Annotated in this window: 16 protein-coding genes; 7 read left to right on the forward strand and 9 right to left on the reverse strand. The window is 51.1% G+C overall.

Annotated elements, in window-relative coordinates; translation table 11 throughout:
• Window position 1: 1 nt before the first annotated feature.
• A complete protein-coding gene (locus IE117_RS01850) occupies window positions 2-2,062 on the reverse strand; it encodes a PAS domain-containing sensor histidine kinase (RefSeq protein WP_189562650.1) in 2,061 nt (686 codons plus the stop codon).
• A 182-nt stretch (window positions 2,063-2,244) separates the two neighbouring features.
• Between IE117_RS01850 and IE117_RS01855 the strand changes: the two genes are divergently transcribed.
• The gene (locus tag IE117_RS01855) at window positions 2,245-3,006 is read left to right on the forward strand and encodes a DUF547 domain-containing protein (protein ID WP_189562651.1); all 762 of its coding nucleotides are present in this window, start codon (window positions 2,245-2,247) and stop codon (window positions 3,004-3,006) included.
• Window positions 3,007-3,093: 87 nt separating this feature from the next.
• Here IE117_RS01855 and IE117_RS01860 read toward each other — a convergent pair whose 3' ends face one another.
• The 5 genes from IE117_RS01860 to IE117_RS01880 form a co-directional block, all read right to left on the reverse strand.
• Window positions 3,094-4,464: a putative oxidoreductase C-terminal domain-containing protein gene (locus IE117_RS01860; protein WP_189562652.1), complete on the reverse strand. Its 1,371-nt coding sequence runs from the start codon at window positions 4,462-4,464 to the stop codon at window positions 3,094-3,096.
• Between the two features lie 67 nt (window positions 4,465-4,531).
• On the reverse strand, window positions 4,532-5,719 hold the full coding sequence (gene nagA, locus IE117_RS01865; protein WP_189562653.1) for an N-acetylglucosamine-6-phosphate deacetylase: 1,188 nt from the start codon (window positions 5,717-5,719) through the stop codon (window positions 4,532-4,534).
• A 10-nt stretch (window positions 5,720-5,729) separates the two neighbouring features.
• The gene (locus tag IE117_RS01870) at window positions 5,730-6,473 is read right to left on the reverse strand and encodes a glucosamine-6-phosphate deaminase (protein WP_189562654.1); all 744 of its coding nucleotides are present in this window, start codon (window positions 6,471-6,473) and stop codon (window positions 5,730-5,732) included.
• Window positions 6,474-6,501: 28 nt separating this feature from the next.
• Complete coding sequence (locus IE117_RS01875) at window positions 6,502-7,818, reverse strand: sugar MFS transporter (RefSeq protein WP_189562655.1); 1,317 nt, start codon at window positions 7,816-7,818, stop codon at window positions 6,502-6,504.
• Window positions 7,819-7,917: 99 nt separating this feature from the next.
• Window positions 7,918-9,270: a Gfo/Idh/MocA family oxidoreductase gene (locus tag IE117_RS01880; RefSeq protein WP_189562656.1), complete on the reverse strand. Its 1,353-nt coding sequence runs from the start codon at window positions 9,268-9,270 to the stop codon at window positions 7,918-7,920.
• A gap of 88 nt (window positions 9,271-9,358) precedes the next feature.
• Between IE117_RS01880 and mce the strand changes: the two genes are divergently transcribed.
• Window positions 9,359-9,796, forward strand: a complete 438-nt coding sequence (gene mce, locus IE117_RS01885; protein ID WP_189562657.1) for a methylmalonyl-CoA epimerase — start codon at window positions 9,359-9,361, stop codon at window positions 9,794-9,796.
• Between the two features lie 31 nt (window positions 9,797-9,827).
• On the opposite strand, the gene tamL is transcribed toward mce, so the two are convergent.
• The 3 genes from tamL to IE117_RS01900 all read right to left on the reverse strand — a co-directional run bounded on the left by tamL (window position 9,828) and on the right by IE117_RS01900 (window position 18,106).
• A complete protein-coding gene (tamL, locus tag IE117_RS01890) occupies window positions 9,828-12,182 on the reverse strand; it encodes a translocation and assembly module lipoprotein TamL (RefSeq protein WP_189562658.1) in 2,355 nt (784 codons plus the stop codon).
• Window positions 12,179-17,155, reverse strand: coding sequence for a translocation/assembly module TamB domain-containing protein (locus IE117_RS01895; RefSeq protein WP_189562659.1), 4,977 nt, complete (start codon window positions 17,153-17,155; stop codon window positions 12,179-12,181). Before IE117_RS01895 ends, tamL begins: the two co-directional genes overlap by 4 nt.
• Before the next feature lie 207 nt (window positions 17,156-17,362).
• Window positions 17,363-18,106 carry a hypothetical protein gene (locus IE117_RS01900; RefSeq protein WP_189562660.1) on the reverse strand — a complete coding sequence of 248 codons (744 nt, stop codon included), beginning with the start codon at window positions 18,104-18,106 and terminating at the stop codon, window positions 17,363-17,365.
• Between the two features lie 21 nt (window positions 18,107-18,127).
• On the opposite strand from IE117_RS01900, the gene IE117_RS01905 reads away from it, so the two are divergent.
• The 5 genes from IE117_RS01905 to IE117_RS01925 all read left to right on the forward strand — a co-directional run bounded on the left by IE117_RS01905 (window position 18,128) and on the right by IE117_RS01925 (window position 25,128).
• On the forward strand, window positions 18,128-18,289 hold the full coding sequence (locus IE117_RS01905; RefSeq protein ID WP_189562661.1) for a hypothetical protein: 162 nt from the start codon (window positions 18,128-18,130) through the stop codon (window positions 18,287-18,289).
• The gene (gene prmA, locus IE117_RS01910; RefSeq protein WP_189562662.1) at window positions 18,286-19,116 is read left to right on the forward strand and encodes a 50S ribosomal protein L11 methyltransferase; all 831 of its coding nucleotides are present in this window, start codon (window positions 18,286-18,288) and stop codon (window positions 19,114-19,116) included. The genes IE117_RS01905 and prmA overlap by 4 nt, the downstream gene beginning before the upstream one ends.
• 23 nt (window positions 19,117-19,139) lie before the next feature.
• Window positions 19,140-23,828, forward strand: a complete 4,689-nt coding sequence (locus IE117_RS01915; RefSeq protein ID WP_189562663.1) for a hypothetical protein — start codon at window positions 19,140-19,142, stop codon at window positions 23,826-23,828.
• Between the two features lie 145 nt (window positions 23,829-23,973).
• A complete protein-coding gene (gene plsY / locus IE117_RS01920) occupies window positions 23,974-24,618 on the forward strand; it encodes a glycerol-3-phosphate 1-O-acyltransferase PlsY (protein WP_189562664.1) in 645 nt (214 codons plus the stop codon).
• 3 nt (window positions 24,619-24,621) lie between these two features.
• Window positions 24,622-25,128, forward strand: coding sequence for a DUF6265 family protein (locus IE117_RS01925; RefSeq protein WP_229580177.1), 507 nt, complete (start codon window positions 24,622-24,624; stop codon window positions 25,126-25,128).
• Window positions 25,129-25,148: the final 20 nt, after the last annotated feature.

Raw genomic sequence — 25,148 nt, forward strand, 5'->3', positions numbered from 1 at the left:
ATCAGACCGGCAAATACACGCTGAAAGTAGCCCCCTCGCCAACCCGGCTACTGGCCGATATGGCCCCACCGTGGTTGACGGCCACTTTCTTGCAAATGGCAAGGCCGATGCCCGTACCGCTGTACTGGCTCTTGCCGTGCAACCGCTGGAAAACTTCAAAAATCCGGTCAATGTATTTTTCTTCGAAACCGATGCCGTTGTCCGTCACATCGATGCGGTAGTAGGCCTTTGCTTCCCGCCCGAGGTTAACAGCGGAGGGAATGTCTTCGGCATTCACCTTGGTGGTACTAATGCGAATTACCGGGTCAATGTCCGGTTTCTGGAACTTAATCGCATTGCTTAATAAATTTTGGAACAATTGCGTCAGCTGGCTGGCATCACCCTGCACCACGGGCAGTGGCTCCGCTATAATTGAGGCCCGGCTATCTCTGACCCTGAGTTCAAGATTACTCAGCGCATTGTTTATTATACCATCCAGCAAAATATCACCGGTAGCCTGCTGCCGGGTGGTGATGCGTGAGTAAGTGAGCAAATCATCAATCAGTATCGACATCCGTTTGGCCGCCGACTGCATTCGGTTGAGGTAGTCGGCACCATCTCCGAGCTGGTCTTCGTAACGTTTTTTCAGCATATCGCCGAAAGCCTGGATCTTTCGCAGCGGTTCCTGCAAGTCGTGGCTGGCCACATAGGCGAACTGCTGCAGGTTTTCGTTGGACCGCCGTAGTTCCTGCACCGATGCTTCAAGCTGCTGAGTGCGCTGCCTGACGAGTTCGTCTAGCCGAACCTGTATTTGCTTTTGCTGATGAATATCGGTGATCGTACCTAGCCAGGAGACAATCTCTCCGGCTTCGTCCCGAATGGCCGTTGCCCGGGCGAGGTGCCAGCGGTAAGCTCCGTCGGCTCTTCTAAGGCGGTATTCCGTCGTGTAGGGTTGCCCGGTTGTTAGGGCGTGCGCCATTTTTTCGAGCGCATTTGGCAAATCGTCGGAATGGGTAGCCTTCTCCCACCCACCATTATAGGTTTCCTCAGTATTTTGCCCGGTGTAGTCATACCAGCGCTGGTTGACGAAGGTAGGTTCGCCTGTGGGGGTGGTGGTCCAAGCCATATTAGGTATGGTTTCCAGCAGAGTCATGAAGAGCTTTTTCTCAGCTTCAAGCTTTATCCGGGCCAGTGCCTGCGGGGTGATATCCTGCATTGTGCCGTTGAAGCGATAGACTTGCTGATCACTTCCGAACCAAGCCCTTCCCTGAACCCGCACGATTCTTTCTTTCTTGGTCAATTTATGAATGATCGTATACTCCGTGTCGTAACGGCCACCGGAAGAAATATCCAGCGCATTAGCTATGGCTTTTTCCACTCGCTCCCGGTCTTCTTCGGCAATGGCATCCAAGGCCATCGAGAGCTTGGTTTCTTCCTGCGTCGGCAGTCCAAACCATTCCAATAACCGATCATTTGCTTTAAACTGGCCAGTGATCGGGTTGTAGTCCCAGGTGCCCAGTTCCGTCGACTCTATGGCAAAGTGCAATTGGTCATTGCTATCGGCCAGTTTTTTAAAGGTATTGACTTTTTCAGTCGTTTCCGTACAGGTTGTCAACACAGCCTCCACCTGACCGGACTCATCGAAAATAGGGCTGTAGCTGAACGTCCAGTAAATGTCTTCGATTCGGCCGTTGCGATAAAAGGGGATCAGCTGATCCTCGCTCCATGTTGCTTCTCCGGTGAGGCGAACCTGATCGAGTAGCGGCTTTATGATGTCCCAAATTTCCAACCATATTTCGGTGGCAGGCTGGCCCAGGGCATGCGGGTGCTTGCCGTCGTTGCCAAGGCTGGGTCGATAGGCGTCGTTATAAAAACAAAGCAGATCCTCGCCCCAAAACAGAAACATGGGGAACCTGGAATTAAGCATGATTCCCAGCGTAGTCCGCAACCCCTGCGGCCAGGTGTCAGGCGTTCCCAGCTGAGACTGGGACCAGTCCATAGTGCGTATCCGGTGGCCCATCTCCCCGCCGCCGCGCAGGAAAGCGTATTTAACCGAATCATCAGCGGTATTATCTAGCGGCATTTGTTGTGTGTAGCTATCAAGTAAGTAAATATAAGGCAAGATCGTCAACTACTTGAAACATTGGTGAAAGGCAATTGTTAAACCATTTTAACTCTCAGGACTCTACCTGGTGCCCTCCAGCAACCAATGGCACGTTATTTACGTACTTATTAGGAACAATTCCATAATTTTTTAAAATACCTATGAAGATTAGAAACACATTTTATGCCCTGGCCACCGTACTCATCATGGTTTCCTGCGGTACTTCAGCGCCTACTTCCAAGTCAGCGCCCATCGAACATACTATCTGGGACAAACTACTTAAAGAACATGTAAATGGTAATGGCCTGGTCGACTATAAGGGATTCAAAAAGGATCAGGCTCAATTGAAACAGTATCTTAACCTGATCAGCAGCAATGCCCCTGGCAGTAAGTGGAGCAAAGAAGAAAAGCTGGCCTACTGGATCAACGCCTACAATGCCTACACCGTGCAACTCATCCTTGATCACTACCCGCTGAAAAGCATCAAGGACATCGGCTCGTCCATCAAAATTCCGTTTGTCAACACCCCCTGGGACGTGAAGTTTATTGAGATTGGCGGCAAGAAAATGGATTTGAACAATATCGAGCACGGCATAATCCGCAAGGATTTCAACGAACCCCGTATTCACTTCGCCGTGGTGTGCGCTGCCATGTCCTGCCCCCCACTACGCAATGAAGCATACACTGCCGATAAGCTCGACAAACAGCTCGACGACCAGGGACGCGCATTTCTTAACAATCCGAGACTCAACGAGGTAACCAAGGATAAGGCCAGCGTTTCCAAAATCATGGACTGGTACGGTGGTGATTTCAAGAAGAAAATGCCGATCAAAGACTGGATCAACAAATACGCCAAGACCAACCTGCAGACCAACAATATCTCCTATAAGGATTACAACTGGGCGTTGAACGAACAGAAGTGACTTTGAACGCTGGGTTTTGGACGCTGGATGATGGATGTTAGACACTGGACGTGAGTCCAATATCTAACATCCAAAATCTAAAGAGTCCTACTTGGCCATCTTCAGCGCCTCGGTAGTTGTGTAGTATTTCGTGATCATGTTCGGAACTTCCCAGTCGGGAAGTTTTCCGTCCTTCAGGTACTCCATGTACTTGCTGGCTACCTGGCCGAAGTGGGCTTCGTGGCCATTATCGTACTTGGCGGGAATCATCACCTGCCAGCCATTCGAATTCTTTTTCAGCTCAATGCCGGGGTACATGGCCTCCACTTTTTGGAAGGCGGCTTCCATGGCCTCATTGTACCCTTCCTGCTGACCAACGGCTTCAATGTAAAGCATTGGCTTGTAATTCTGCTCCTTTCCCTGGCGAATAATCAGATTAGCCTTGGACCCCCGCATAATCGAGTAGTGCGTGTCGGCGGCACCTTCGGGAGCCTGGAAGTTCCAAAGTACCTTCACCTGGGCATGAATGTCTTTGAGAGTATAGTTTATTTCGCCGTTTGCATACACGCTCAATGTGCTGTCTTTCAAAGATGAGGTCAGGTAATCGGGGTAGGTGTCCAGCTTGGTGACTTGCTTGAACTGCGAAGGCGTAAGGTCGGTGGTCCAGCGCCTGGCCGAAATCAAATTGACATCAGAAGGATTCACTACTTGCTCAGGGAATGCAGCCCACTGAATCAGGTCCACCAGGTGTGTGTTCACATCCACAATGCCTTCGCCCTGCTGCTTGGTGTCGAAAAACCAGGCCGGCCGCACCAGCGGACTGCCGGATACGATTTTGGAGAAGTGGTGGACGCTCTCCTTGCTGATGGCAGGCTGCTCGGTGGTCCCTTTCTGTAGTTCACCAAAGAGAGCTTCCTGCTGGGCCAGTTCCTTTTGCAGCGTATTCGTGATTTCGTAGCGCTCCGTCATGATGTCGTAGAGCAGCACATTGTTCTTCTCGGCAGAATCGAAGGCTTCTTTCAGTAATTCGAAGCCTTCGGAATCGATTGCCATCGGCTTGTCAGCGAGCACGTTCAGACCCGCGTCCACGGCTTTTTTGATGTAGTTGGTTTTCTTCTGGTTGTTGCCAGCCAGCACCAGTACGTTGCCGGGCTTGTCGGCCAACATCTTTTCAAGATAATCCGGCCCGGTATAGATTTCCTCCTTCCAATGCGTCGGCGACTCGGCGCGGGTATTGTACTGATCGACCTTTGCCAGGTAAGCTTTCACCTCCGGTCCATCGGGCGCGTAGACGTACACAACGGAATCTACCTGATCGTAGGCCGTTTTTTGTAGCAAATCAGCATGAAAATGGCCGGGGTCGAGGACGATCAGCCGTAGTTTGTCAGACACGTCAGTGGTTTCTTTGGCGGTGTTGCAGCCTTGGTTCATGGCCGAGAGCGCGATGAGGGCGGAGAGTGTTAGGATCTTCTTGAGCATTATTTGTTATTGGATAATTGAAAATGGATGATTGGAAAAGCTGATTTTCACAATAGAAGTATGATCACTACCGTGAATACACCACTTTCCCATCAATGATTGTCATACTGATTTCGATATTTTCATCAAATAAAACCACATCAGCCGCTTTTCCTACTGTCAATGAGCCGAGGCGATCTTGCTGACCCATAATCCGGGCGGGCGTGGCGGTCATCATCTTTACGGCATCCAGAAGCGGGACGTGGGCTTGCTGTGTCATCGTGCGCAGCAGCCGGTCGGCCGTAGCGACGCTCCCGGCGAATGCTGTACGATCGGGTAGTTTCGCGACGCCGTCTTCCACCAATACTTTCAGGCCGTTGTCTAGTGGACCAAGGATGCTGTCGCCGGGCGGCAGAGAAGCGGCCCGCATGGCGTCGGTGATCAGGGCGATTCGATCGGGACCTTTTATTTTGTAGATTAACTGCAAAAGTGGTGGCGGCAGGTGAATGCCGTCGGTGATGATTTCGACATCCATATCGTCCAGCAGGAACGCACTTTCCACCGCTCCGGCGTAGCGGAAGGCGTCGCGACGGGTCACGCCGAGCATTCCGGAGTAGAGGTGCGTCATCAGCGAATAGCCATTTTCGGCGGCCAGCACTACGTCTTCGTGAATGGCATCGGTGTGCGCCACGGAAGCAATGATACCTTGTGAACGAAGAAAACGGCCCATTTCCAGCGCGCCAGGTAGTTCGGGCGCAATGCTCCAGCGGGTGACGGAGCCCTGAGCCCGGCGGATGATTTCGCGATATTCCGTAGGGTCGGGGTTGCGGATATAACGCGGGTCCTGCGCCCCGCGCTGACTCATGGCAAAGTACGGGCCTTCCAGATGGAGACCGAGAAACTTGGCACCTTTTTTATTCACTTTGTTAGCTTCCTCATACAATTCCAGCGTCCCGTAAAGGGCTTCCTGGCTGCTGGTCAAGGTGGTAGGTGACATCGCTGTAGTACCGAAGCGGGCGTGGGTTTCGGCTACTTGCAAAAAAGCCTCCAAAGTACCATCCATGAAGTCGTGACCGCCGCCGCCGTGCACATGCAACTCCACAAAGCCGGGCGAAACGTACTTTCCCTGAGCGTCTATTTCGGGAAGGTCAGGCGTATCGTTTCCGCGCTCCAGAACAGCCGTAATCAACCCGTTTTCTACCACTAATGTACCGTTCGGAATGGCTCGGTGAGGGGTTAAAAGCGTACCGTTGGTTATCTTGAAAGAAGAAGTCATTGAAAGGTCGTCAGGCGAGCAGGGAAGCCGAGTTTTTATCCAGATAAAGTATGCAGTCGTCGTGCGTTCGCAAAATACCCGCCGGATACTCGTTGCTGATCGGTAGCTCTGCGCAGTTCTTTACAGCTTGCGCTTTGCGCTCGTCGGGAACCGAACAAATGATGGATTTCGATTTGAGAATCTGCTGAATCGACATGCTGATGGCCTGTTTGGGGACGTCCTCCATCGTTTCAAACCAACCTTCATTGAATTGCTGACGACGGCAGGCCTCGTCCAACTCGACGACGATATAAGGCTCTTCGGTATGAAAATCCGCCGGAGGATCGTTGAAAGCCAGGTGGCCGTTTTCGCCGATACCGACCTGGGCGAAGTCGATCTGGTGGGCGGCAATAAGGTCGCCCAGTCGGGCGCATTCCTGCGCTGGGTCAGCAGCCTCGCCGTCGATGAGGTAATAGGCTTTCAGCGCGGGTACTTTGTCAATAAAACGTTCTTTCAAGTACTTCCGAAAACTGGCCGGGGCCGTAATGGGTAAACCGATGTATTCGTCGAGATGAAACATCACGACCTTGCTCCAGTCGATGTCGTCGTGCGTAAGCAGCCGTTGCAGGGTTTCGAACTGGCTCGTTCCTGTCGCCAGAATAACGTTGGCCTGCCCCTTTTCAGCAATGGCATTTTTAATGATCTCAGCGGCTTTGTCACCCGATTTGCGACCAAGTTCTTTATTATCTTTCGAGATATCGGTATTGAATTTCATTTGAATTGACAAATCAGTTTTTAGTAAATTATAAACTCCACCTTCTCACCAAATGCCCGTAAAAGGCATAGTAAACCAAATAAGCGTAACAGGGAATGAGCACCCAATAGGCCTCCCGCAGGCTGTACAAATCGGCAAAGTACCCGTATAGCAGCGGTATCAGGGCGTTTCCGCAAAGCCCCATGATCAGGATCGACGCCCCGAGCTTCGTGAAACGCCCCAGTTCATCCAGCGCCAGCGGCCAGATTCCGGCCCACACCAGCGAGTTGGCCAGACCCAGCAGCACCACGAACCAAATCGAAATATCGGCGTCGTGGCCCATGAAGCCGACCCGACCGCTGGCGAAGATAACCATAAACGTAAAGGCCATGCCCAGCAACGTGCAGATTCGCAAGGCGTTAACCTGACGGAGGAATTTGGGAATGAGTATGATCCCCAGAATGTAGCCGCAGATGGTCAGGAAAAGCGTGTAGGATGGAAACACCTTGGCTTCCAGCAGTCCGATGCCCATCGAGCCCGCGTATGCGATAATGGTATCGATGGCAATTACCTGCGTGCCGACGTGCAGGAAAATGGCCACGGCTCCGAGAATCAGGTGCGGGAATTTGAAAATGCTGTTTTTGCTGGCATTGGCCTGGGCAAGTTCGGGGCTTTCCTGCTCGGTGTTCAGTTCAGGCAGGGGTGAATAATACACCAGGATACCGAGGATGAAGAGAATCGTTCCGACCGTGGCGTATGGGACTATGACGCGCTGAATCAACTCATCGAGCGCGGCATTGCGCTCAACGTCGCCCATCGTCGCCAGTTGCTTAAAGAGATCGGAGTCGGTAGGGCGCAGGATGACAGCCGCAAAAAGCAAGGGGGCCAGGATACCCGCCGCCTTGTTGCAGATACCCATGATGCTGATGCGCTGCGCCGCCCGCTCCTTCGGGCCGAGAATAGTGATGTAAGGATTAGCCGCTGTCTGTAAGATGGCCAGGCCAACGCCAATCATGAAGAGCCCCAATAGAAATACTTCGTAAGTGCGCGAATAAGCTGCCGGAACGAAGATAAAAGCGCCCAAAGCCATCGCCCAAAAACCCACCATCATGCCTTTCTTAAAGCCCGCTGCTTTGAGCAGGTAAGCGGCCGGAACCGACATGACGAAATACGAAATGTAAAAGGCAAAAGCGACCAGATAGGACTGGAAACTGGTTAGTTCACAGGCAATCTTGAAGTAAGGAATCAGAATGGCATTCACCCACGACACAAAGCCAAAGATGAAAAAAAGTACTCCGACAATCAGAATGGAAATAATAGTATCCCGCTTGCTAAGCGAACTGGCGTCAACGGTGGTTGAGGGCATTTGTTGTTTAGGTGTTTAGTTGTGGAGTTGTTTAGGCTGACGCAAGCTCACAGCCGGGCAGCCGAGTTTGAACCTTCGTGCCTTTGACCGTTGACCCAATCAAACCGTCGGTGCCCATCCCTTTTCGTAGTCCCGTTTCCAGAGCTTCATCGCCTCCTTGTTGTTTTTGATGTGGCCGTTGCTGGAATCAATTTCCAACGCGCCGCTGGTACGCTGGGCGATGTTGCCCAACTGGCACAGCAGGGTACTTTGGTGGCCGCCTACAATGTCGGATTTGAGCTCAGTGCCTTTGGTGATCCCGTCGTGGAAATTTTGGAAGTGAAAAGCGTCCAGGGCCTGGGAAGGATTCATTTTATTACGCGGATCGATCACCAGGTCGTTCTTGACATCCTTCACCAGCTTATTTTCCAGGTCATAAATTTTGTACGAATTGCCGCTTTCGATCAGCAGCGAGCCCTTTTCCCCATAAAATATAACACCCACGCTTGAACCTTCCACCGAGCGACCATTACAGCTACGTCCCTCCCAGGTCATGGCGGTATTGTTCGGAAATTCCAGCGATATTACCTGGGTGTCGGGCGTTTGCCAGTCGTCGTTATACCGGTATCGTCCACCGGATGAGGTCACCTGAGTAGGGTAGTCTACGCCCAGCCCCCAGCGCATGAGGTCCACCATGTGGGTGCCGTTGTTGAGCGCCTCGCCGGTTCCCCAGTTCCAGAACCAGTGCCAATTATAGTGAATCAAGTTGTCCTGGTAAGGCTTACGTGGTGCGGGTCCCTGCCAGAGGTCGTAGTCGAGCCACTCGGGAACAGGTACCTGTTTGCCCGTGCCGATGGACGGGCGGTTGTTGGTATACCAGCCTTTGGCAAAATAAGGCCGACCGATGGTGCCGCCCTGTACTTCGGCGATACCCGCCGCCACGTTGGGCCACGAGCGGCGCTGGTTGCCCATCTGAATTACGTTCTTGTACTTTTTAGCCACCTCAAGTAGCATTTCGCCCTCGTTGGGATTGTGACTACACGGTTTTTCGAGGTACACATGCTTGCCCGCCTTCGATGCCAGAATGGCCGCCGGAGCGTGCCAGTGATCCGGGGCGGCAATGACGAGCGCATCCATATCTTTATTTTCCAGTGCTTTACGGAAATCCGGTATCGCTTTGGGAGACTTTTTTGTTAAGTCGGCTACTGTCTGGATACACTTGTCGGCGGCGCGGGAGTCTACGTCCGAGATGCTAACTACCTCGAAATTGGGCTGAATCGCAAAATTGGAAGCCAATGCCAGTCCCCGGCTATTCACACCCATTACCCCCAGAAGTACCCGTTCATTGGCCCCCAGGATTCGGGCGTAACTTTTGGGCGAGAAGCCGGGCAGGAGCCCGCCTAGTGACAGGGCAGCGGTTCCTGCCAGGGTACTTTTGATAAAATCGCGGCGGGAATTGGGTGGTGTTTTCATACGTTAATGCGAATATTGGGTTGAAAATCGTGCAGACTCCGTTTTAGCCCGTCTTTTTTTTAACAAATGTACTTCTTCCTTACAAGCCATGCTCACCAATCTCGAACACATCGGCATCGCCGTCAAAGACCTTGCCGCTTCCGACGCGCTCTTCACGAAGCTTTTCAACTCGCCGCCATACAAGCGCGAGGAAGTCGTTGGTGAAGGCGTAATGACATCTTTTTTTAGAATAAATCAAAGCAAAATCGAGCTGCTGGAAGCTACCCGCGAGGATAGCCCCATCGCCCGCTTTCTGGAAAAAAAAGGCGAGGGCATTCACCACATCGCCTTCGAGGTAGATGACATCGAAGCCGAGATGAAAAGACTGCAGGCCGAAGGTTTTACCCTTCTGAATGAAAAACCCAAACCCGGCGCGGACAACAAACTGGTCTGCTTCCTGCATCCGAAGGGGACGGGTGGGGTACTGGTGGAGCTTTGCCAGGAGATTGTCCCGAAGTCACAGGACGACAAAGAAAGAAGATTATGAAACTATGGAAATAGCCAATCGCAGATGCGGCTCAGAAAGGATACGCTACCGCAATATTCAGCACCAGATTTTCTTGCCGCCAAGATTTGTCGCGAAGATTGATTTGATCGAACACCCACGGGCTACGTGGCGTGGGTAAAACCTGATACCAGGGCTTGCGGAAGGGAGTGGCAAGATCAAGGCGAAACACAAGAAACGAAAAATCGAGCCGCAGTCCCAAGCCGCCTCCTATGGCTACCTGTTTGTAGAAGTCTTTTGTGAATTGGCCATAGGGGTACTCTTCTATTTCATTATAGTTCCAGACATTGCCCGCATCGACGAATAACGCCCCATTGATGAGTTGGGAGAACTTGATCCTCAATTCGGTGTTGAGTTCCAGACGAATATCTCCGAATTGGCTGTTGCCAAAAACCGATCTCTCGGGAATACTGTTTCCCGGCCCCAAAGTACGGGATCGAAAAGCCCTGATCCCAGTAGTACCACCCGCAAAGTACTGTTTAAACTGCGGAAGTGCTAGTGAGTTCCCATAGGGGATACCCAACCCACCAATGAATCGATTGGCCAGCCTGAGAGAGGGCGACAGGTCGCGGTAGTAGCGAACTTCACCATCGAAACGGGCGAATTGCTCGAAGACAATATCAAAAAATCTTCCATCATCGCCCCCGACAGTTTTGTCCAGCAAATTGGCAAAGTTACCAGCCAGATTGATTCCACCACTCAGGAAAATTTGATCACGGGCAAAAGGGCCGGGCGTTGGTTTATAAGAAATTGTGTATTGATTTTCCAGAATCAATTTGTCGTCAAGTACTTGAGTAACAAACCTATAAACATCCCTCGGACTTGTTTGGGGATTGAAAATAGTATCGACAAAAGCTTCACTTATGTTTCGGGGACGGATAAAGTTTATTCCGAAAGGTGTCAGTGTGTGTTCTACTTCTACATTTTTTCGCCACGAATAACCGCCTGATGCCCTTAAAGAAGTCTGTGTGTAAAGTCCTCCCTGCGTTAGCGTTTCATACCCTGCCGTAAGTATGGTACGTGGTAAAGCCTGGTTGGTAGCCGGGTTGACGTGATAGAACGGAATAATAAACCGGGGGAAAGACAATTCGCCCTGAACATTAAAACGCAAAAAATTATTGACATCCCTATTGGTTTGCCCTTCTGGAATACCCCCAATCTGCCAATCTACCCCCACGTTGGAACTTAGTCTCAATAGTTCCGCTCCCCGGAAGGCGTTCTTGTTGCTCCACGATACGTCCACCTGCGTACCCGCCAGGTTGTTGGACTTGGTCAGGCCGCTCAGTTCTGTCCGCAACGATTTCTTTTTGGCGGGCGTCAGGTAGTAATAAGCATTGAGAATGGCAGAATCGGAGCGAGGCACTAGTTCGAAGCGGTTCTTGACGAACTTGAAATTGTTTAAGTTGATAAGCCGCGAGAGCGACACGTCATGCAGCTCACTGTTGTAACGGCTGCCTTTGGTAAATCCAATAGCGTCGTCGAAAATGCGGGATCTGTAATTATCCTTCGGATCTACGATGTTCAGTCCGCGCCTCATCTTGGCCTGTGCGGGCATAGTGTCAGGCGAGAGGGCGTTGTAATCGGCATAGACATAAATGTCGCCGATGTAGTACTGCTTTAATGCCAATTGCGAAGTCGTAGGCTTTACTTTCAGGAAGATATTCACCGCATGGGTACCTTCAGTAGAATCGACTTCGGCGATCAGATAATCAGGATTAAAATAGTAATAGCCCTTTTCCTTAAGAAGTCGGTCGACCCGACTGCGTTCGCCTTCTATAACATCCAATCGATAAGGATCACCTTCCCGTAGTAAACTACCCCGTCCCGCCTCTTTTGTCAAAAGAAAGTCTTTATTGAACTGCTTGATAGTATCATCCACGGCGTAAACTACCGTATCAATATAGTAGCGGGGTTTCGCATAAGCCTTGTATTCGGCAGTAGCAGTAGGGCGCTTCTTGTTCTCGACAATTTCGCCGGTGACCGTGGAGCGGAAATACCCCTGATTTTGCATGTAGGCGGCCAGAATTTCGGCGTTGGCCGTCACCACACGCTGATTGGCCAGTACGGGCGGTTCCCCGAATTTTTTACGAAACCAATTGCGAAAGCCCTTTTCTTTGCGTGGCGTTCCGATCCAGTAGTATAGCCAAACCTTATAGGGAAAACCAAAGAGCGTAGCGTTGGGAGCCGGGCGCAGCATCCCCTCCAATTGGCTTTCGAGACCACTTACCTGCTTCCTGGCTGCTGAGTCAGGAATTACCTCTACGCTGCCTCCCACATAAAGGCTCTCGCCAGCAGGCACGTACTTTGACACCGAGCAACCGCCCGCGGCCAAAGCCAATAAAATCAGTATAGTAAGCTTTGCTCTCATTCTATGCTTAGATCTTTCTGGAATAACTCCCGGAACTTGTCATAGTCCAGGGTCACAATGAAACTCACTCCGGTTTCAATGATGAAACCCTGCAATACCGCCTGGTACTGGTTCTTGCGGTAAGCCCGGACGAGGTACTTGCCATCCTTAGTGAGGGCATAATTCACAGCCACATTGTCGAAGACTTGATTGGTGGAAGAACCACCTGCCGCACCTCCGGTATTTTCCAATTCAAAATTTCGACCTACCGACACCGTCAGGCGATCATTCAAAAATTGTTTGCTTAAGCCCACATTCAGGTCAGTCCGGGCAGCACCGCCTTCAGCCTGGGAGTTAAGGTTGAAATTGACGTTCACGCCCTTAATGAGGTCAGAAGCGAGCAGGTTCAACTGGTCAGTCAGCAACTGGCTTACGCTCTGCCGGGCAATGCCCTCGGCATTGAGGCCCGAGGAAGAACTGCTGCCCGGCTGGTCGGTGAGGAATTTATTTAAAATTAAGAGGGCGAATACCTGCTTGTTCAATTCGGCGGGGTTGTTTCGTAAGTTCGACAAGCCGCTGTTTTGGTTGATGCTTTGGGCATCATCGCGATTCAGGGTACTTGAAGCCACGATGTCGAAAGAAACGTTCGGATTCAGGAGACTGCCGTTTATTTTCAACTGCACATCCAACGGTGCTTTCTCCGAATCTTTGGCATTCCAGGTCGAGGGCGCCCCCAGCGCGGTCAGGTCAGCATTGACAGTATAGATAGCCGTGATGTCCACTTCGGCGGCCATCGGGTCGCCCGTCCAGAGGATGGTGCTGCCCTTCTGAATGGTGAATTGCTTTTTAAGTACCTCGAATGTGAGGTCGTAGGAGCCTTCCGTCAGTTCGTAAAGGCCCAGCAGGTAAAGTTGACCGTTGGGTGCGATACCCGTATTAAGCTGGGCGTTGCCGCGTACCGTGATGTTGTCCCCGTTCAGTTCGTCAATCACGATCGTGAACTTTGAGTCGTCGTCGGCCTCGATGTTCAGCGAGAGTTCGGAGGCGAAGTCCACAGCCATGTTGGCGTCCATCTTCAAAGTATCAGACTGCGCCATGTTGGTCGAGTCGCTTTTATCCACGAACCTCACAATACCTTCGGCAGATTCGGCCCCGGCGGCATCATTGGGCATAATGACCGTGATATCGCTGCCGCCTTTTACTTTGATGGTACCATCGATCACTGACTCGGAGCCTCTTCCTTTGACATTCAGCGCCATATCGATCACTCCTTTGCCATAGAAAAAGTCGTTGTCCTTACGGCTGGCATCCAGAACGGTGAAGTCACTAGCGTTGATTTTCAGGTTGTACCCCACATCAGGAATAGTGGCGATGGATACATTGCCGTCCACGGTAAGCTTCTGATTCAGCGAATCCTGTACCGTAAAATTACTGAATACAATGTCCTGACCCCTGAAGTCGATCGTCTGTCCGTTGAAACGGTACCTTGCTCCGAGTTGCTTTACATCGAAAGCCACGCTGTCGAATTTCATCTGTCCGTTCAGCCGGGGGCTGTCGGTACTGCCTCGTACGGTAAGTTTGCCCGTCAATGCACCCTGGGCTCTTTCCAATTCCCCGAAGCTGAATGCCTGCAGCGTTTTGGCACTCAGACGATTCATATTTATATCAAAATTCAGCGCGTTGTCGCCTTCCAGGATATAGTCGCCCGTTAACGTCATGTCATTCAGGTCGCTGTTCAGTTTCATGTCCAGGGCGATGCGATCCGCACGCTCATTGGTAGCGTTGACTGTCAGATCACCCACCGGGATCTGGGTGACGGACAAGTCCTTTAGTACCAGATCCCCCGTGAACGAAGGTGTTTCCATGTAGTTTTTCAAGACAATTTCGCCATTCAGCTTGCCGTTAGCCAGGGTTGAATCCTGGGTGGCAAGGGCGATAAATTGCCCGATACCCAAACTGTCGAGTTTGATGCTCAGGGGGCCATTGGGTTCGCTGGTCAGCGAGTTGATATTCAGACTCTGTCCCCTGCGATTGATCCCGAAATCTTTGGCCAGTAGTCCGGCGTTTCCGTACTGTACGTAGCCCGTCGCGTTGGCATCCCATGTTTTATAATCGAGTAGCAACTCGTCGCGCAGCGTGAATCGATACGAACTATCGGCGTAAGCCAGTCCGCCTGGCACTGTGTGTCGGGGATTGTTTACTGAGTCACGCACCATGAGGGTAAACAAGGCTTTGCTATCGGCCATCGTGCCATTTAGGGAGGCCTTCTGTACCCGAAAACTTGAAGTCTTGAGTTTGCCCACATTGCCCGCGAAAGTGGCTTCCTGCCCGTTGCCGGCCATCAGAAAATTAGTTTGCTCAACGCGCATGGTGTCGTATTCCACCAGCGGCATTGTCAGGGCCAACCTCATGGTGGTATCTTTCTGGCTGTCGATTTGCGCCGAGAAATTCACCCGATCCAGTTTGGTCAGGCCGGGGGCGAATTGCTGAATAAGCGGATGGTTGACGACCTGCGCATCCAGTTTCATGTCGTACGGCCCTTCGATGGGTTGGTAGGAAACGTCCGGCACGGTGAAGTACTTATTGATTTCGGTCAGAACCACATCGGCGAGCCGGGCATAGTCAAACGTCCCAGACAAATGGGCCTGCATGAAAGGCGCGTCCACGGTTGCTTCTTTGAGGTTCCCGTCTGCCGTTAGGCGCACGTCCACGCTGTCGAGTTTAACGGGCTCACCGTCGGTGGTTAATACGAAGTTCCGCACCGCGATCACACCCAAAGGATTGGACGGATCGGTGGAGGTGAGGTTCGCATCGATTTGGCCCTGCAAACTGAGTGCTTCCTCGTAAAGATTCAGGGCTTTAAGATTGATTTTGCGGATGTCGGCATTCGCGTCTACGGTTGGGTACTCCCCGTTCAGGTTGGCCTTTGCGGTGAGGTTGAGGTCAATGTTGCTGTCGGCGATATTGGCCGTGAAATCTGCCAGCCCGTTGTTGATGTCACCGTTCAATTTCAGGTTGTTGTAAGTATAGCCCTTAACAGATGCGCTCTCCACCGTTCCGTCCAGACGGGCCTGCATGGTTGTGGGCGAGAAGCCGCGTCCATCCACGTCAGTGGTCAGCGTTAGTTTGCCGAGTTCTTCGGGGGGCTGTTTCAGAAATTTACCCATATCGAACTCCGTGAAACTTAACCTACCGTTATAGGTTGCATTCACTGAATCGGTGGCATTCTTGACGTTGCCCGCGAATGAACCATTACCCAGCGAGCTAGCAATTTGGGCGTCCAGCGTGATATCGTCCAGTCCGCCTTTTATCTTTCCGGTAATGTTGAGGTTCTCGGGGAGTTCGATGGACGATGGCAGGGCACTATCGGGCAACATTTTCATTAAGTCCTGCCGGGTGGAGGCCATTTCGTCGATCGAGATGTTCACCGAGAGCTTGTCCGAATCAGGTAAGCCGCTGATGCGGCCACTCGTCCGTAGCACCGTACCTTCCAAAGTGCTGAAATTCGCTTTTGAAATCAGCATGTTGTCCACCGTACCGGTAATAAGTGCATCGCCTTTCAGAAGTCCATTGGGGCTCTTGGAAAAAGGCGGCGTATCTTTTAGATCGGGTACCAGCAGCAGCACATCGCTAAACGCCAGCTGACTGTTGACCAGCTTCATTCTGAGCTGTACTTTTCCGATGTCCTCACTCAGTTGGTTCTGATTTTTGTATTGTAAAACCAACTCATCGCGCAGCAGCGTTGAGGGAGTCTTTAAGTACATGTTTTTCAGAAATGTCTGTTTTTCGGCGTAGGCAAAATCGGCTTTAGCCTGTTGTACCACAAAGCCGCTTTGCTCCCGTAAAGCTGACCTTTCCAGATTTCCTGAAATATTGGTATCGCTGAATTTGAAATTGCTCAAATCCGCCGTGAAATCGCTGATACCCAAATGCGCGAAGTCAATTCCCTTCGGTTGCTTGGGTGAATTATTGTCGTCGTATTTCAGATCGTTATTCGTCAGCTTGATACTACCTACATTTATATTCCAGCCAGGAGTATTATCGGGAGCAGGGCCGGAAGAGGTAGCTGGCGTTTCGGGATTTGCAAGCTTAGCCATTTTCTTCTGCTCGACGAAAGCGGAGGTATTTTCCAGCAATACATTCCGTACCGAAACCTGCTGACTTTCGAGATAGGTTTTGTCAATACGTCCCGCCAGTTTGCCCAATTTGACACCACTTTTAAGGCCTGAAACGTCATCCGTGAAATTAAAAATCAAATCCTGCACGCTCAGATTGCCCAGTTGAACATCCAATGTGTCTATTTGGGCGTCTTCCAGGGCCGAAGGCTTGGTTTTATCGGGGTCGGCAATGGTTTCCACTAAGGCCTCGTAGGTACGCACATCGGCGCGGGTACCGTTCAACGTAATGTTGGTGGGATGATACTGGGAGAGTGTAGGGTTGAATTTATCGAACAGAACGCGGGCGTTGGAAATATTGGCGTCGGCATCGGTGCCGATGACCGCATCCTTGTAAGTCAGATGGACGCGCTTCAGAACAAATTCGTCCAACCGCATTTCGAGCGGACTGGACGTTGTGTCCACCGGAGTGGGTTCCGTGCTGGCAAATGCATCGGGAATGAACTGGAAGTTAAACACAGTATCGGGCAAAGTGCGGTTCACTTTCAGCCGAATGCCCTCCATTTCTATTTGGTTGATGCCGATATTGCCCTTGATCAGTGACCACATGTCCATATTCACGTACAGCCGTTCGCCCGCCACCAGGGTATCGCCTGTTTGGTCTTCAATATACACCCCTTCCAGCGCTACCCAATCCGGGATATCCAATCGGATGGCTCTGATGTCGACACGGGTTTTGAGTTTTTTACGTAAAAAGGAAGTGGCTTGCCTAGTAAGGAAATTCTGTCCGGCGCTCGTTTCCAGCGTCCAAAAAGCGATGCCCACAAGGAGGAAGATTACCAGAAAGATGATAGCCAGAGCGGTTATTGCTTTCTTCATACTTTATTCAACGGACAGTTAGGGGCGCCTCGCAGAGAATGTGAACAACCGTTCTCGGTTCACTAGTTTAAACGCTCACGTGTCCTTCTTAGATTTGTTTCAAACAGAAAAGAATTGCTGGCTTGGTTGAAAAGCTGCGGGTGATCGTAAGTAGTAATCATTGCGATTGATTTTACGACCACCCACCCAGATGGTCTTGATTGCGAACTAGCGCTGGAAATTTTCCGGAGCAATGGTTTCGTTCACCGCTAGTTCGGAGGTGATGGCTATTTTGGAATTATCCTTGCTGCTGGTTTCGACAAGTGACGACGGGTACATAATCCCGTACGTTGATTTCTTATATTTATCATAATCGGTCGTGGTCACGATGCCGGACAGGGTTTGCTTCTGTCGCTTCAACAGTCCGGTCTTGGCATCGAAGTAAAGGTTATACTTAACCCCCTTGCCCTGCAACTCAACGTGGTGCACCGGCACGCCATCCACCTGATCCAATCCTACAAGAGTAGCAACCAAGTCGCGATCCTTATAATTGACGAACGGCACCAGAAGCTCATACATTTCCAGACGCATGTTATCCTGTTCGGCCTGGCTGAGATCTTTTACCTGGTAGCGAGTGGCTTTGTCACTACCGCCGATAGGGATTTTCAACCAGCCCTCGTTTCCTTTCACACCATATACGAAATCGCGCTTCATGATTGATTTCGTTTTGCTCATCGCCTTGTCGGCCATCGAGACATAAATCTGTGAGTCGTAGTCCGCGGACGAATTGGAGCTGTACGTACGCTTAAGTGAAAAGTTTTTAACATTTTTCCAGAGACTCTCGCCTCCGGTGGCGTCATAGTATTTGGCAAAGACTGAATCGACGGTCATATTTGCCTGGCCGAATGAAGTTGTAGCACATACGAGCAGCACCAGAAGCCCTGCGAAGAGTTTGTTAGTATGGAGTTTCATAGCTATTGAAATTGTACTTTTATGAACAAAAAAGAAGAACAGTCGCTTTTCGACTGCCTTTCTCAGACAGAGTGGGTAATCGAGGGTTTAATCATCCGCCATGATGGCAGCCGTGAGGTTCAACACGCCGTGACGCGCCACTTGTGCACCACCCCTAAACTACAAAAATTGTTCCAGCCATGAACCATATCGAACTAAACCTTACTCTTTCCCCCGAATACGCGGAAATATTGATGGCCGAACTGGCCGAAATGGGATATGAGTCCTTTGTTGAAACTGATACGGGGCTGGACGCGTACATTCCTGAAAGCGATTTCTCCGAAGAAAAACTACAGGAAACACTGGCCCGTTACCAGCCTGTTGCGCCTGTAAGGTTTTCCTGGCAGGTTCTGGAGAAGAAAAATTGGAATGCCGAATGGGAAAGCAATTACGCGCCCATTGAGGTGGGTGACGCCGTGCGGGTGCGGGCTTTATTCCACGAACCTGATGCAAGGTTTCGACACGAACTTGTAATCACACCCAAGATGTCGTTCGGCACGGGCCACCATGAAACTACCTGGCTGGTGATGAACGAGCAGCTCAGTCTGCCCCACGCAGGGCGTGCCGTGCTTGATGTTGGCTGCGGCACGGGCATCCTGGCAATTCTGGCGCGTAAACTCGGTGCGGCGGACCTGTTAGCCTTTGACATAGAGGAATGGGCGGTAGAAAATACGAGGGAGAATTTTTCGTTAAATGAAGCCACTGAACAAAGCGAAGTCTTTCAGGGTACAATTGATGATGTGCCGTTTGACCAACGTTTCGGCGGTATTCTGGCGAACATCAACCGCAACATTTTGCTGAACGAAGTACCGCGTTACGCGCAGCACCTTTTGCCTGGCGGCTGGCTGGTAGTCAGTGGATTCTACGAAATCGACGCCCCGGACATTATCGCCAAAGCCGAAAGCAGCGGATTGAGTTACAAGCGGATGAACACCCGGAACCAATGGGCGATGGTGGTCTTTGAGAAGTAGGCACGACCGATAAATCTGATTCTATGAAATTTAATCCTATATTTTTTGTAATTGCCCTATCACTCGGCAGCACGATTCTTCACGCCCAAAACCTGAAATTCTCCGAAGAGCCGGGAGCGTTCATGGTCGAAGCCAAGAAGGTCATGCAGGACAGCCGCAACCCGCTTTATGCCAAAACCGCCGCTGAACTGGACACCATCTGGATGAGTACTCCCTCGGCGGCGCAACAAACCCAGTTCGCGACCATTATGCGCAACATGGCGGCCAAAGGACAAAAGGCTGGTCCCATTTTCTACCTTCTTATGCGGAACTTCCGCACAGTACTTACTCAGCCTGAGGCCGACGTGAACGGCTTCCTGGCTACCCTCGGCCGTGCCAGCGAACTCTATGATGGGAAAACCTTCCAAAAGGTGCTGGAGAATATGCAACTACTCCTGGAAAAACGGCAGCTTTATTCTTCCAATTTCAACAAACTGTACGTGGTTGCCGGAAGTTATCGGTTTCGTTTTGATGATTCCAAGCCCGACCAGGATGCACCGGGTGCTACTGCTCCCGCCAATGATGGCTGGGATACGCCTTCCGACACCGCCGCGTTGGTTATGACAAGTACCGAGCCGCTCCCGACGATAACGGGGGCGCTGCTCGACCTCAAGGATGCCGCTTTTGCAATGGTTTCCGGTGGCGACTCCGCCGTGTTCGGACCTAGTACCGGGGCTCTGTCGCTGAGGGGGGGTACTTTTGTGGGCAAAGGAGGAAAGTTTGACTGGACGGTTGCGGGAGATCCTTCCACCTTCGCAGAGTTCACCGATTACAGCTTCAATGTAGTCAACCCCAGACTGAACGTTGATAATGCCATGCTGCATGACAAAGCGCGATTGCAAAAACCGGTTCAGGGTGTTTTTGAGTTTAAAGCCACCCGCCGCCCCGCCGGAAAGCCTACAACATTCCCCCGTTTCGTATCAAGGAAAAACGACGCTGTGCTAAGCAATACCCGCAAAAGCATGACGTACAAGGGCGGTTTCAGTCTGGTAGGAACGACTGTGTACAGCACCTCGCTCACTGGCGAACCTGCGCAGTTATACGTTACCTATCAGGACAAGCCTTCTTTCCGGGCCGCCAGTAAACGTTTCGTACTCACCGATTCTACTGTGTCGGCTAAGGTGGCCGAGTTCTCGCTGCCGTTGGGACGCGACTCGGTCTATCATCCCGGTGTCCGCTTCCGCTACAGCGACGACGCTGGCCAACTGCGCCTTGAGCGGGCCGACGGCACGCCCTATGCGGCTTTGCCTTATGTCGACACCTATCACAAAATGAACATCTGGGCGGAGGCGCTTCGTTGGGATTTTCCCAAAGAACAGGCGGAATTTTACATGATCGTAGGAAAAAAGGAAGTTCCTGCGCGGCTGGAATCCTTCGATTATTTTCGCAAGCAGCGCTTCTCGGGTATTACCGAAGACTTCGGCTTTCAGCCGCTCCTGATGGCCGCCAATTACGTACAGACGAAAAAAGTACAGTCTTTTTCACCTTATGACCTGGCCACGCAGTACCGCCAGGATGCTGCCATTATGCGCAATGCTCTGGAAACGCTCGCGCTGGATGGCTATTTCGACAGCAATCCGGAGGCCGATCAGTTCCGGCTGAGCAAGAAGGGAGTCATGTACATCCTGGCCAACTTGGAAAAGAGCGATTATGATAATTTTCAGATTATCTCTCAGTATCAAACCAACGGAGAAAATGCCAATGCCAGCATTTCGCTTAAAGACACGCTGCTGACTGTTCGGGGAGTTGAGCGGTTCGTGGTCAGCGACTCGTTGAAGATAATGGCCGTGCCTTCCGACAAGAAAGTGGTGATCGGGCGCGGGCGCGACTTCACGGTGAACGGTCAGCTTAAATCGGCCAACTTCCGATTCACGGGCAGCGGACTGAAATTCAATTATGATCAGTTTTTTGTCAATCTCAACCAGGTGGATTCCATTACCTACACGCCGCAGGATAAGTACGCCAAGGGCATGACGGGCGAGGTGGGTGGCCATGTAAAATACGAAAAGGGGGGTACTTTTTACCTCAGCGACCCCAAGAACAAATCGGGAATGCAGAAGGGCGGCAAGTCGCCGCGTTTGGTGATACCCGAAGGCATGACGGTATTTTTTGACCAGGAAATACGAAAGGACTTGAAATACAACCGTGAAGTGTTTTTTAAAATTCCGAAACTCGATTACGACAGCCTGGACAAACGCGACGTGGTGTTCACGGGTACTTTCAATTCTGACGGTATTCTGCCGCCCATCAAGACCACGCTGAAAAGCATGGAGGATAACTCGCTGGGATTTGAATACAAAAGCACCGAAGCCATGAAACTTTACCAGGGCAAATCGACCTTAAAATTGACTGAACCACTGGTAATGGACAATACGGGTCTGCGTGCGGCGGGCACACTGGCGCACCTGGCCGCCGTCCTTCCCGCCCAAGAAATGCTGCTAACTACCGACTCGCTACTGGCTTCCGGCAGCGAGGCTTCAATCAAAGAAGCGACTATCGGTAAGGGGTATTTTCCCAAAGTCGAGCTAAAAAACTACTCGCTCCGTTGGTTTCCCAAAGTCGACAGCATGTTTGTCGTTACTAAGGGCAATGCCTTTAATTTCTATGCGGGTACCACGCAATTGGAGGGCGGACTACTGTTGCGGTCGGCGGGCCTTTATGGTCAGGGGGAGCTGAAACGTAAGGATTCCGAACTGATTTCCCAGGATATAAAGTTCAATAAGGAAGGGTTCGTTGCTAACAAGTCGCAGTTTACGGTAACCGCCGGACAGGAGAAATCTTTCCGGCCCATTTTATTGGGCAAAAATGTAGACGTAGATTTCAACATAGCCAAAAATAGTGTGGAAATGACTACTACGGATACGGGCTTCGGTACCGATTCTTCCTCACTGGAATTCCCCTATGCTTCTTACCGTACTTCTATTAACAAAGCGCGCTGGAATATTGCCAATAAAACCATCGCCATGCAGGGCGACGTGGCCAACTCGACCTTCTCTGCCACCGCGCCCGACCAGGAAGGGCTGGCCTTCAACGGCTCCGCTGCTCTCTACGAAATTGAAAAAATGACGCTCAACGTCAGCGGTGTGCCCTATATCAAGACTGCTGACGTGAAAATCATTCCCAATAAGGGCGTTGTGAGCATTCGCAAAAACGGGGAGATGACCGAATTTAAAAATGCCCGCATTGAGATTGACACCCTTAATAGCTCACACCGCCTGAAAGATGCCAACATACGTATCAGTTCGCGGAATCGCTTCGAGGGCTCAGCGACATACCAATATGTGACCTCCCGGAAGGACACCTTCAATATTAAGATGGGTAACTTCGAGTTGCATGAAATAGGGGCAGCAGTAGCCGATAATTCTAAAAAATCGAAAAAGCCCGTTGGTACTGACACGAGATCTGCCGGGTATTACACCACTGCCCGCGCCCGCGTAACCGAGGACGATAAGTTTCAGCTGGCCCCCCGGATGCAATACAAAGGCGACGTCAATTTAATTGCCTACGAACCCGCTCTGCAACTCGACGGCCTCATCCGTCCCGCGCTGAAGCCCCGGCCCGACTTGTCCAGTTCTTGGATCACGTTCAAAGAAGATGGTACCGATTCGACGGGGATCATTTCGATTAAGGTCAATAAGGACTTGAAAAATGAAGTGGATCAGCCACTGTTCGCCGGGCTGCATTACCGCTCGGGCGGAGGGATGTACCTGAGTTTTCTCTCCCCTAAATTCACTGAGCGGGATCAGGATATTTATACGGCCAAAGGCAACCTGCGCTACGATGAGGAAAGTAAGGCTTTCGTAATTATGCCACCGCCGGGAGCAGACAGCCTCGTCAATGAAGAGAACGCCTTTGTGTTTGACGATCAGAAGGGTGTTGCATCGTTCAGAGGGCCGCTCCAGATCACCGAGCCCGCACTGGGCCGCGCCGCAGGCCAGGTAGATGTGCAGGTGGATAGCGCCCGCTACGAGTTCAACACATTGCTTATGCTGAACCTGCCCGCGCTGACGCCCATCGCGACCGAACTGGCTGCCAAGATCGTGCAGACCAACCTGGATGAGCAAAACAGCGATCCCGCCGAAGATGACCAGGACCGTCTGATGTCTAAGGTCGCTGCGATCGTTGGTCAGAAAGCTGCCGACGAATATCTGACCAAAATTGCCGCCGGCTACAAGCCGCTTTTCGAAGCTTCGCCCGAATTGGGCGCATCGATGGTGCTGTCGAATCTCAATCTCCGCTGGTCTGATGTCCACGGGGCGTATTTTTCAATGGGGCCGATCGGGATGTCTAACCTGAGCCGCAACGATATCAACGCCCAGATGGAGGGACAATTCGAGTTGCGCCGCACCGATGTCGGCGACGAGTTCAGCCTGTATCTGGAGCTCTCACCCGATGTATGGTTCTTTATGGACTACGCGCAGAAGCAGTTAGGTATCGTGTCGTCAGACGTAAATTTCAATGATCAAATCATGGCAAAGTCCCAAAATGCCAAGATCAAAGATGGCGAATTGATTCCACTGGGGTTTGAGGAGAAGAACCTGTTCCTTGACCGTTTCTCGGACTTTTATCAGCCTGCGCTCAAAAAGGCACGAATCGCCAAAGCCGCTGCCGCAAAGAAAGATGCCAAGAAAAAAGCTGAAAAAAAGAAAGCAGAGGCCACCGAAGGATTCTAAAAAAAGCCGCTTCGGTGCAATTATTTTGTATATTAACGCATTGTTAAGAGGAAGAGACCATAATTCCTTGGTATTCTGACTTGGCATTGTATTTTTGTGCGCATTTTTAGGATAATGCGCCCCGCACCTTGAAATAATACAAAATATGACTTTCGGTTTGTTTCTGATTACTTTTATTGGTGCCTACCTGCTAGGCTCCATTCCTACGTCGGTCTGGTATGGCATCGGCTACTTCGGCATTGACGTTCGCCAGCATGGTAGCGGCAACGCCGGGGCTACCAATACTTTTCGCATACTGGGCAAGCGAGCCGGTACCATCGTGATGCTGATCGACATCCTGAAGGGATGGACCGCCACCTGTCTGGCCTTGCTCTTGTACTATTTCAATGTGATTGGCTTAGAAGAACTTCTTTCTTACAAAATAGTCTTTGGGCTGGTCGCTATTGTGGGACATATCTATCCAATCTTTGTGAAGTTCAAAGGGGGCAAGGGAGTTGCAACGCTGCTAGGTATGGTGCTGGCAGTTCATAGCGAACTAGCCCTTGTTTGCATTACCATTTTCATTTTTACTCTGCTTACCTCACAATACGTGTCGCTGAGTTCGATGTTAGCCACCCTGGCCTTTCCGGTCTTCTCCCTGCTGGGCATGTTTGGTCAGCCCGAAACATTACTGGTTGTCTTCGGCTTCGTTATGTTTGTGCTGGTTGTCCTGACTCACAAAAAGAACATCGGCCGCCTGCTGTCGGGTAATGAAAGCCGGGTCAGAATTTTTGGTAACAAGAAAGAGTAAATCATGAAATCAGGACACTCCCGTATTTTCAATTTGCTGGCTATTTTCGTAGTCGGTTCCCTTCTGTCTTTTCCCGCTCATGCCCAGAAAGGCAGTCTCTCCGACCTGAGTTTTCTGGAAGGACACTGGCTAGGTACTTTCAACGGCGGACCGATCGAAGCTTCCTGGACAGCCCCGGCGTCCGAGAATATTATCGGGTACATCCGCATGATGAAAGACGACAAACCAACGATGTACGAACTATTTGTTTTTGAGCAAACCGACAACGGGCCCGTAGCGATGGTGAAACATTTCAAGCCGGGCATGGTGGCTCTGGAAGAGAAGGAAGTACACGATCATTACGTGTTTTTGTCCGCGAAAAAAAATCAGGCACTTTTCGAGAAGGACGATGCCAAGGTGCGCATTATCTACGAACGCCGGAAAAAGGATCAACTCGTGATCCGCAGAGGGAGCAAGACCAATGAAGAGTGGCAGTTTGTGGATTTGTTCATATTTGAAAAAATCCCCTGAACAGATTTGAGGGTCTTGAA

The organism is Persicitalea jodogahamensis (assembly GCF_014651615.1).
Lineage (GTDB): Bacteria > Bacteroidota > Bacteroidia > Cytophagales > Spirosomataceae > Persicitalea > Persicitalea jodogahamensis.

What these genes read in the sequence shown, in the direction of transcription:
- IE117_RS01870 (WP_189562654.1), bottom strand. Translation starts at nt 6,473, where the DNA reads ATGAAATTCAATACCGATATCTCGAAAGATAATAAAGAACTTGGTCGC.
- IE117_RS01855 (WP_189562651.1), top strand. Translation starts at nt 2,245, where the DNA reads ATGAAGATTAGAAACACATTTTATGCCCTGGCCACCGTACTCATCATG.
- tamL (WP_189562658.1), bottom strand. Translation starts at nt 12,182, where the DNA reads ATGAGAGCAAAGCTTACTATACTGATTTTATTGGCTTTGGCCGCGGGC.
- IE117_RS01895 (WP_189562659.1), bottom strand. Translation starts at nt 17,155, where the DNA reads ATGAAGAAAGCAATAACCGCTCTGGCTATCATCTTTCTGGTAATCTTC.
- mce (WP_189562657.1), top strand. Translation starts at nt 9,359, where the DNA reads ATGCTCACCAATCTCGAACACATCGGCATCGCCGTCAAAGACCTTGCC.
- nagA (WP_189562653.1), bottom strand. Translation starts at nt 5,719, where the DNA reads ATGACTTCTTCTTTCAAGATAACCAACGGTACGCTTTTAACCCCTCAC.
- IE117_RS01915 (WP_189562663.1), top strand. Translation starts at nt 19,140, where the DNA reads ATGAAATTTAATCCTATATTTTTTGTAATTGCCCTATCACTCGGCAGC.
- plsY (WP_189562664.1), top strand. Translation starts at nt 23,974, where the DNA reads ATGACTTTCGGTTTGTTTCTGATTACTTTTATTGGTGCCTACCTGCTA.
- IE117_RS01880 (WP_189562656.1), bottom strand. Translation starts at nt 9,270, where the DNA reads ATGAAAACACCACCCAATTCCCGCCGCGATTTTATCAAAAGTACCCTG.
- IE117_RS01925 (WP_229580177.1), top strand. Translation starts at nt 24,622, where the DNA reads ATGAAATCAGGACACTCCCGTATTTTCAATTTGCTGGCTATTTTCGTA.
- IE117_RS01850 (WP_189562650.1), bottom strand. Translation starts at nt 2,062, where the DNA reads ATGCCGCTAGATAATACCGCTGATGATTCGGTTAAATACGCTTTCCTG.
- IE117_RS01860 (WP_189562652.1), bottom strand. Translation starts at nt 4,464, where the DNA reads ATGCTCAAGAAGATCCTAACACTCTCCGCCCTCATCGCGCTCTCGGCC.
- IE117_RS01905 (WP_189562661.1), top strand. Translation starts at nt 18,128, where the DNA reads ATGAACAAAAAAGAAGAACAGTCGCTTTTCGACTGCCTTTCTCAGACA.
- IE117_RS01875 (WP_189562655.1), bottom strand. Translation starts at nt 7,818, where the DNA reads ATGCCCTCAACCACCGTTGACGCCAGTTCGCTTAGCAAGCGGGATACT.
- prmA (WP_189562662.1), top strand. Translation starts at nt 18,286, where the DNA reads ATGAACCATATCGAACTAAACCTTACTCTTTCCCCCGAATACGCGGAA.
- IE117_RS01900 (WP_189562660.1), bottom strand. Translation starts at nt 18,106, where the DNA reads ATGAAACTCCATACTAACAAACTCTTCGCAGGGCTTCTGGTGCTGCTC.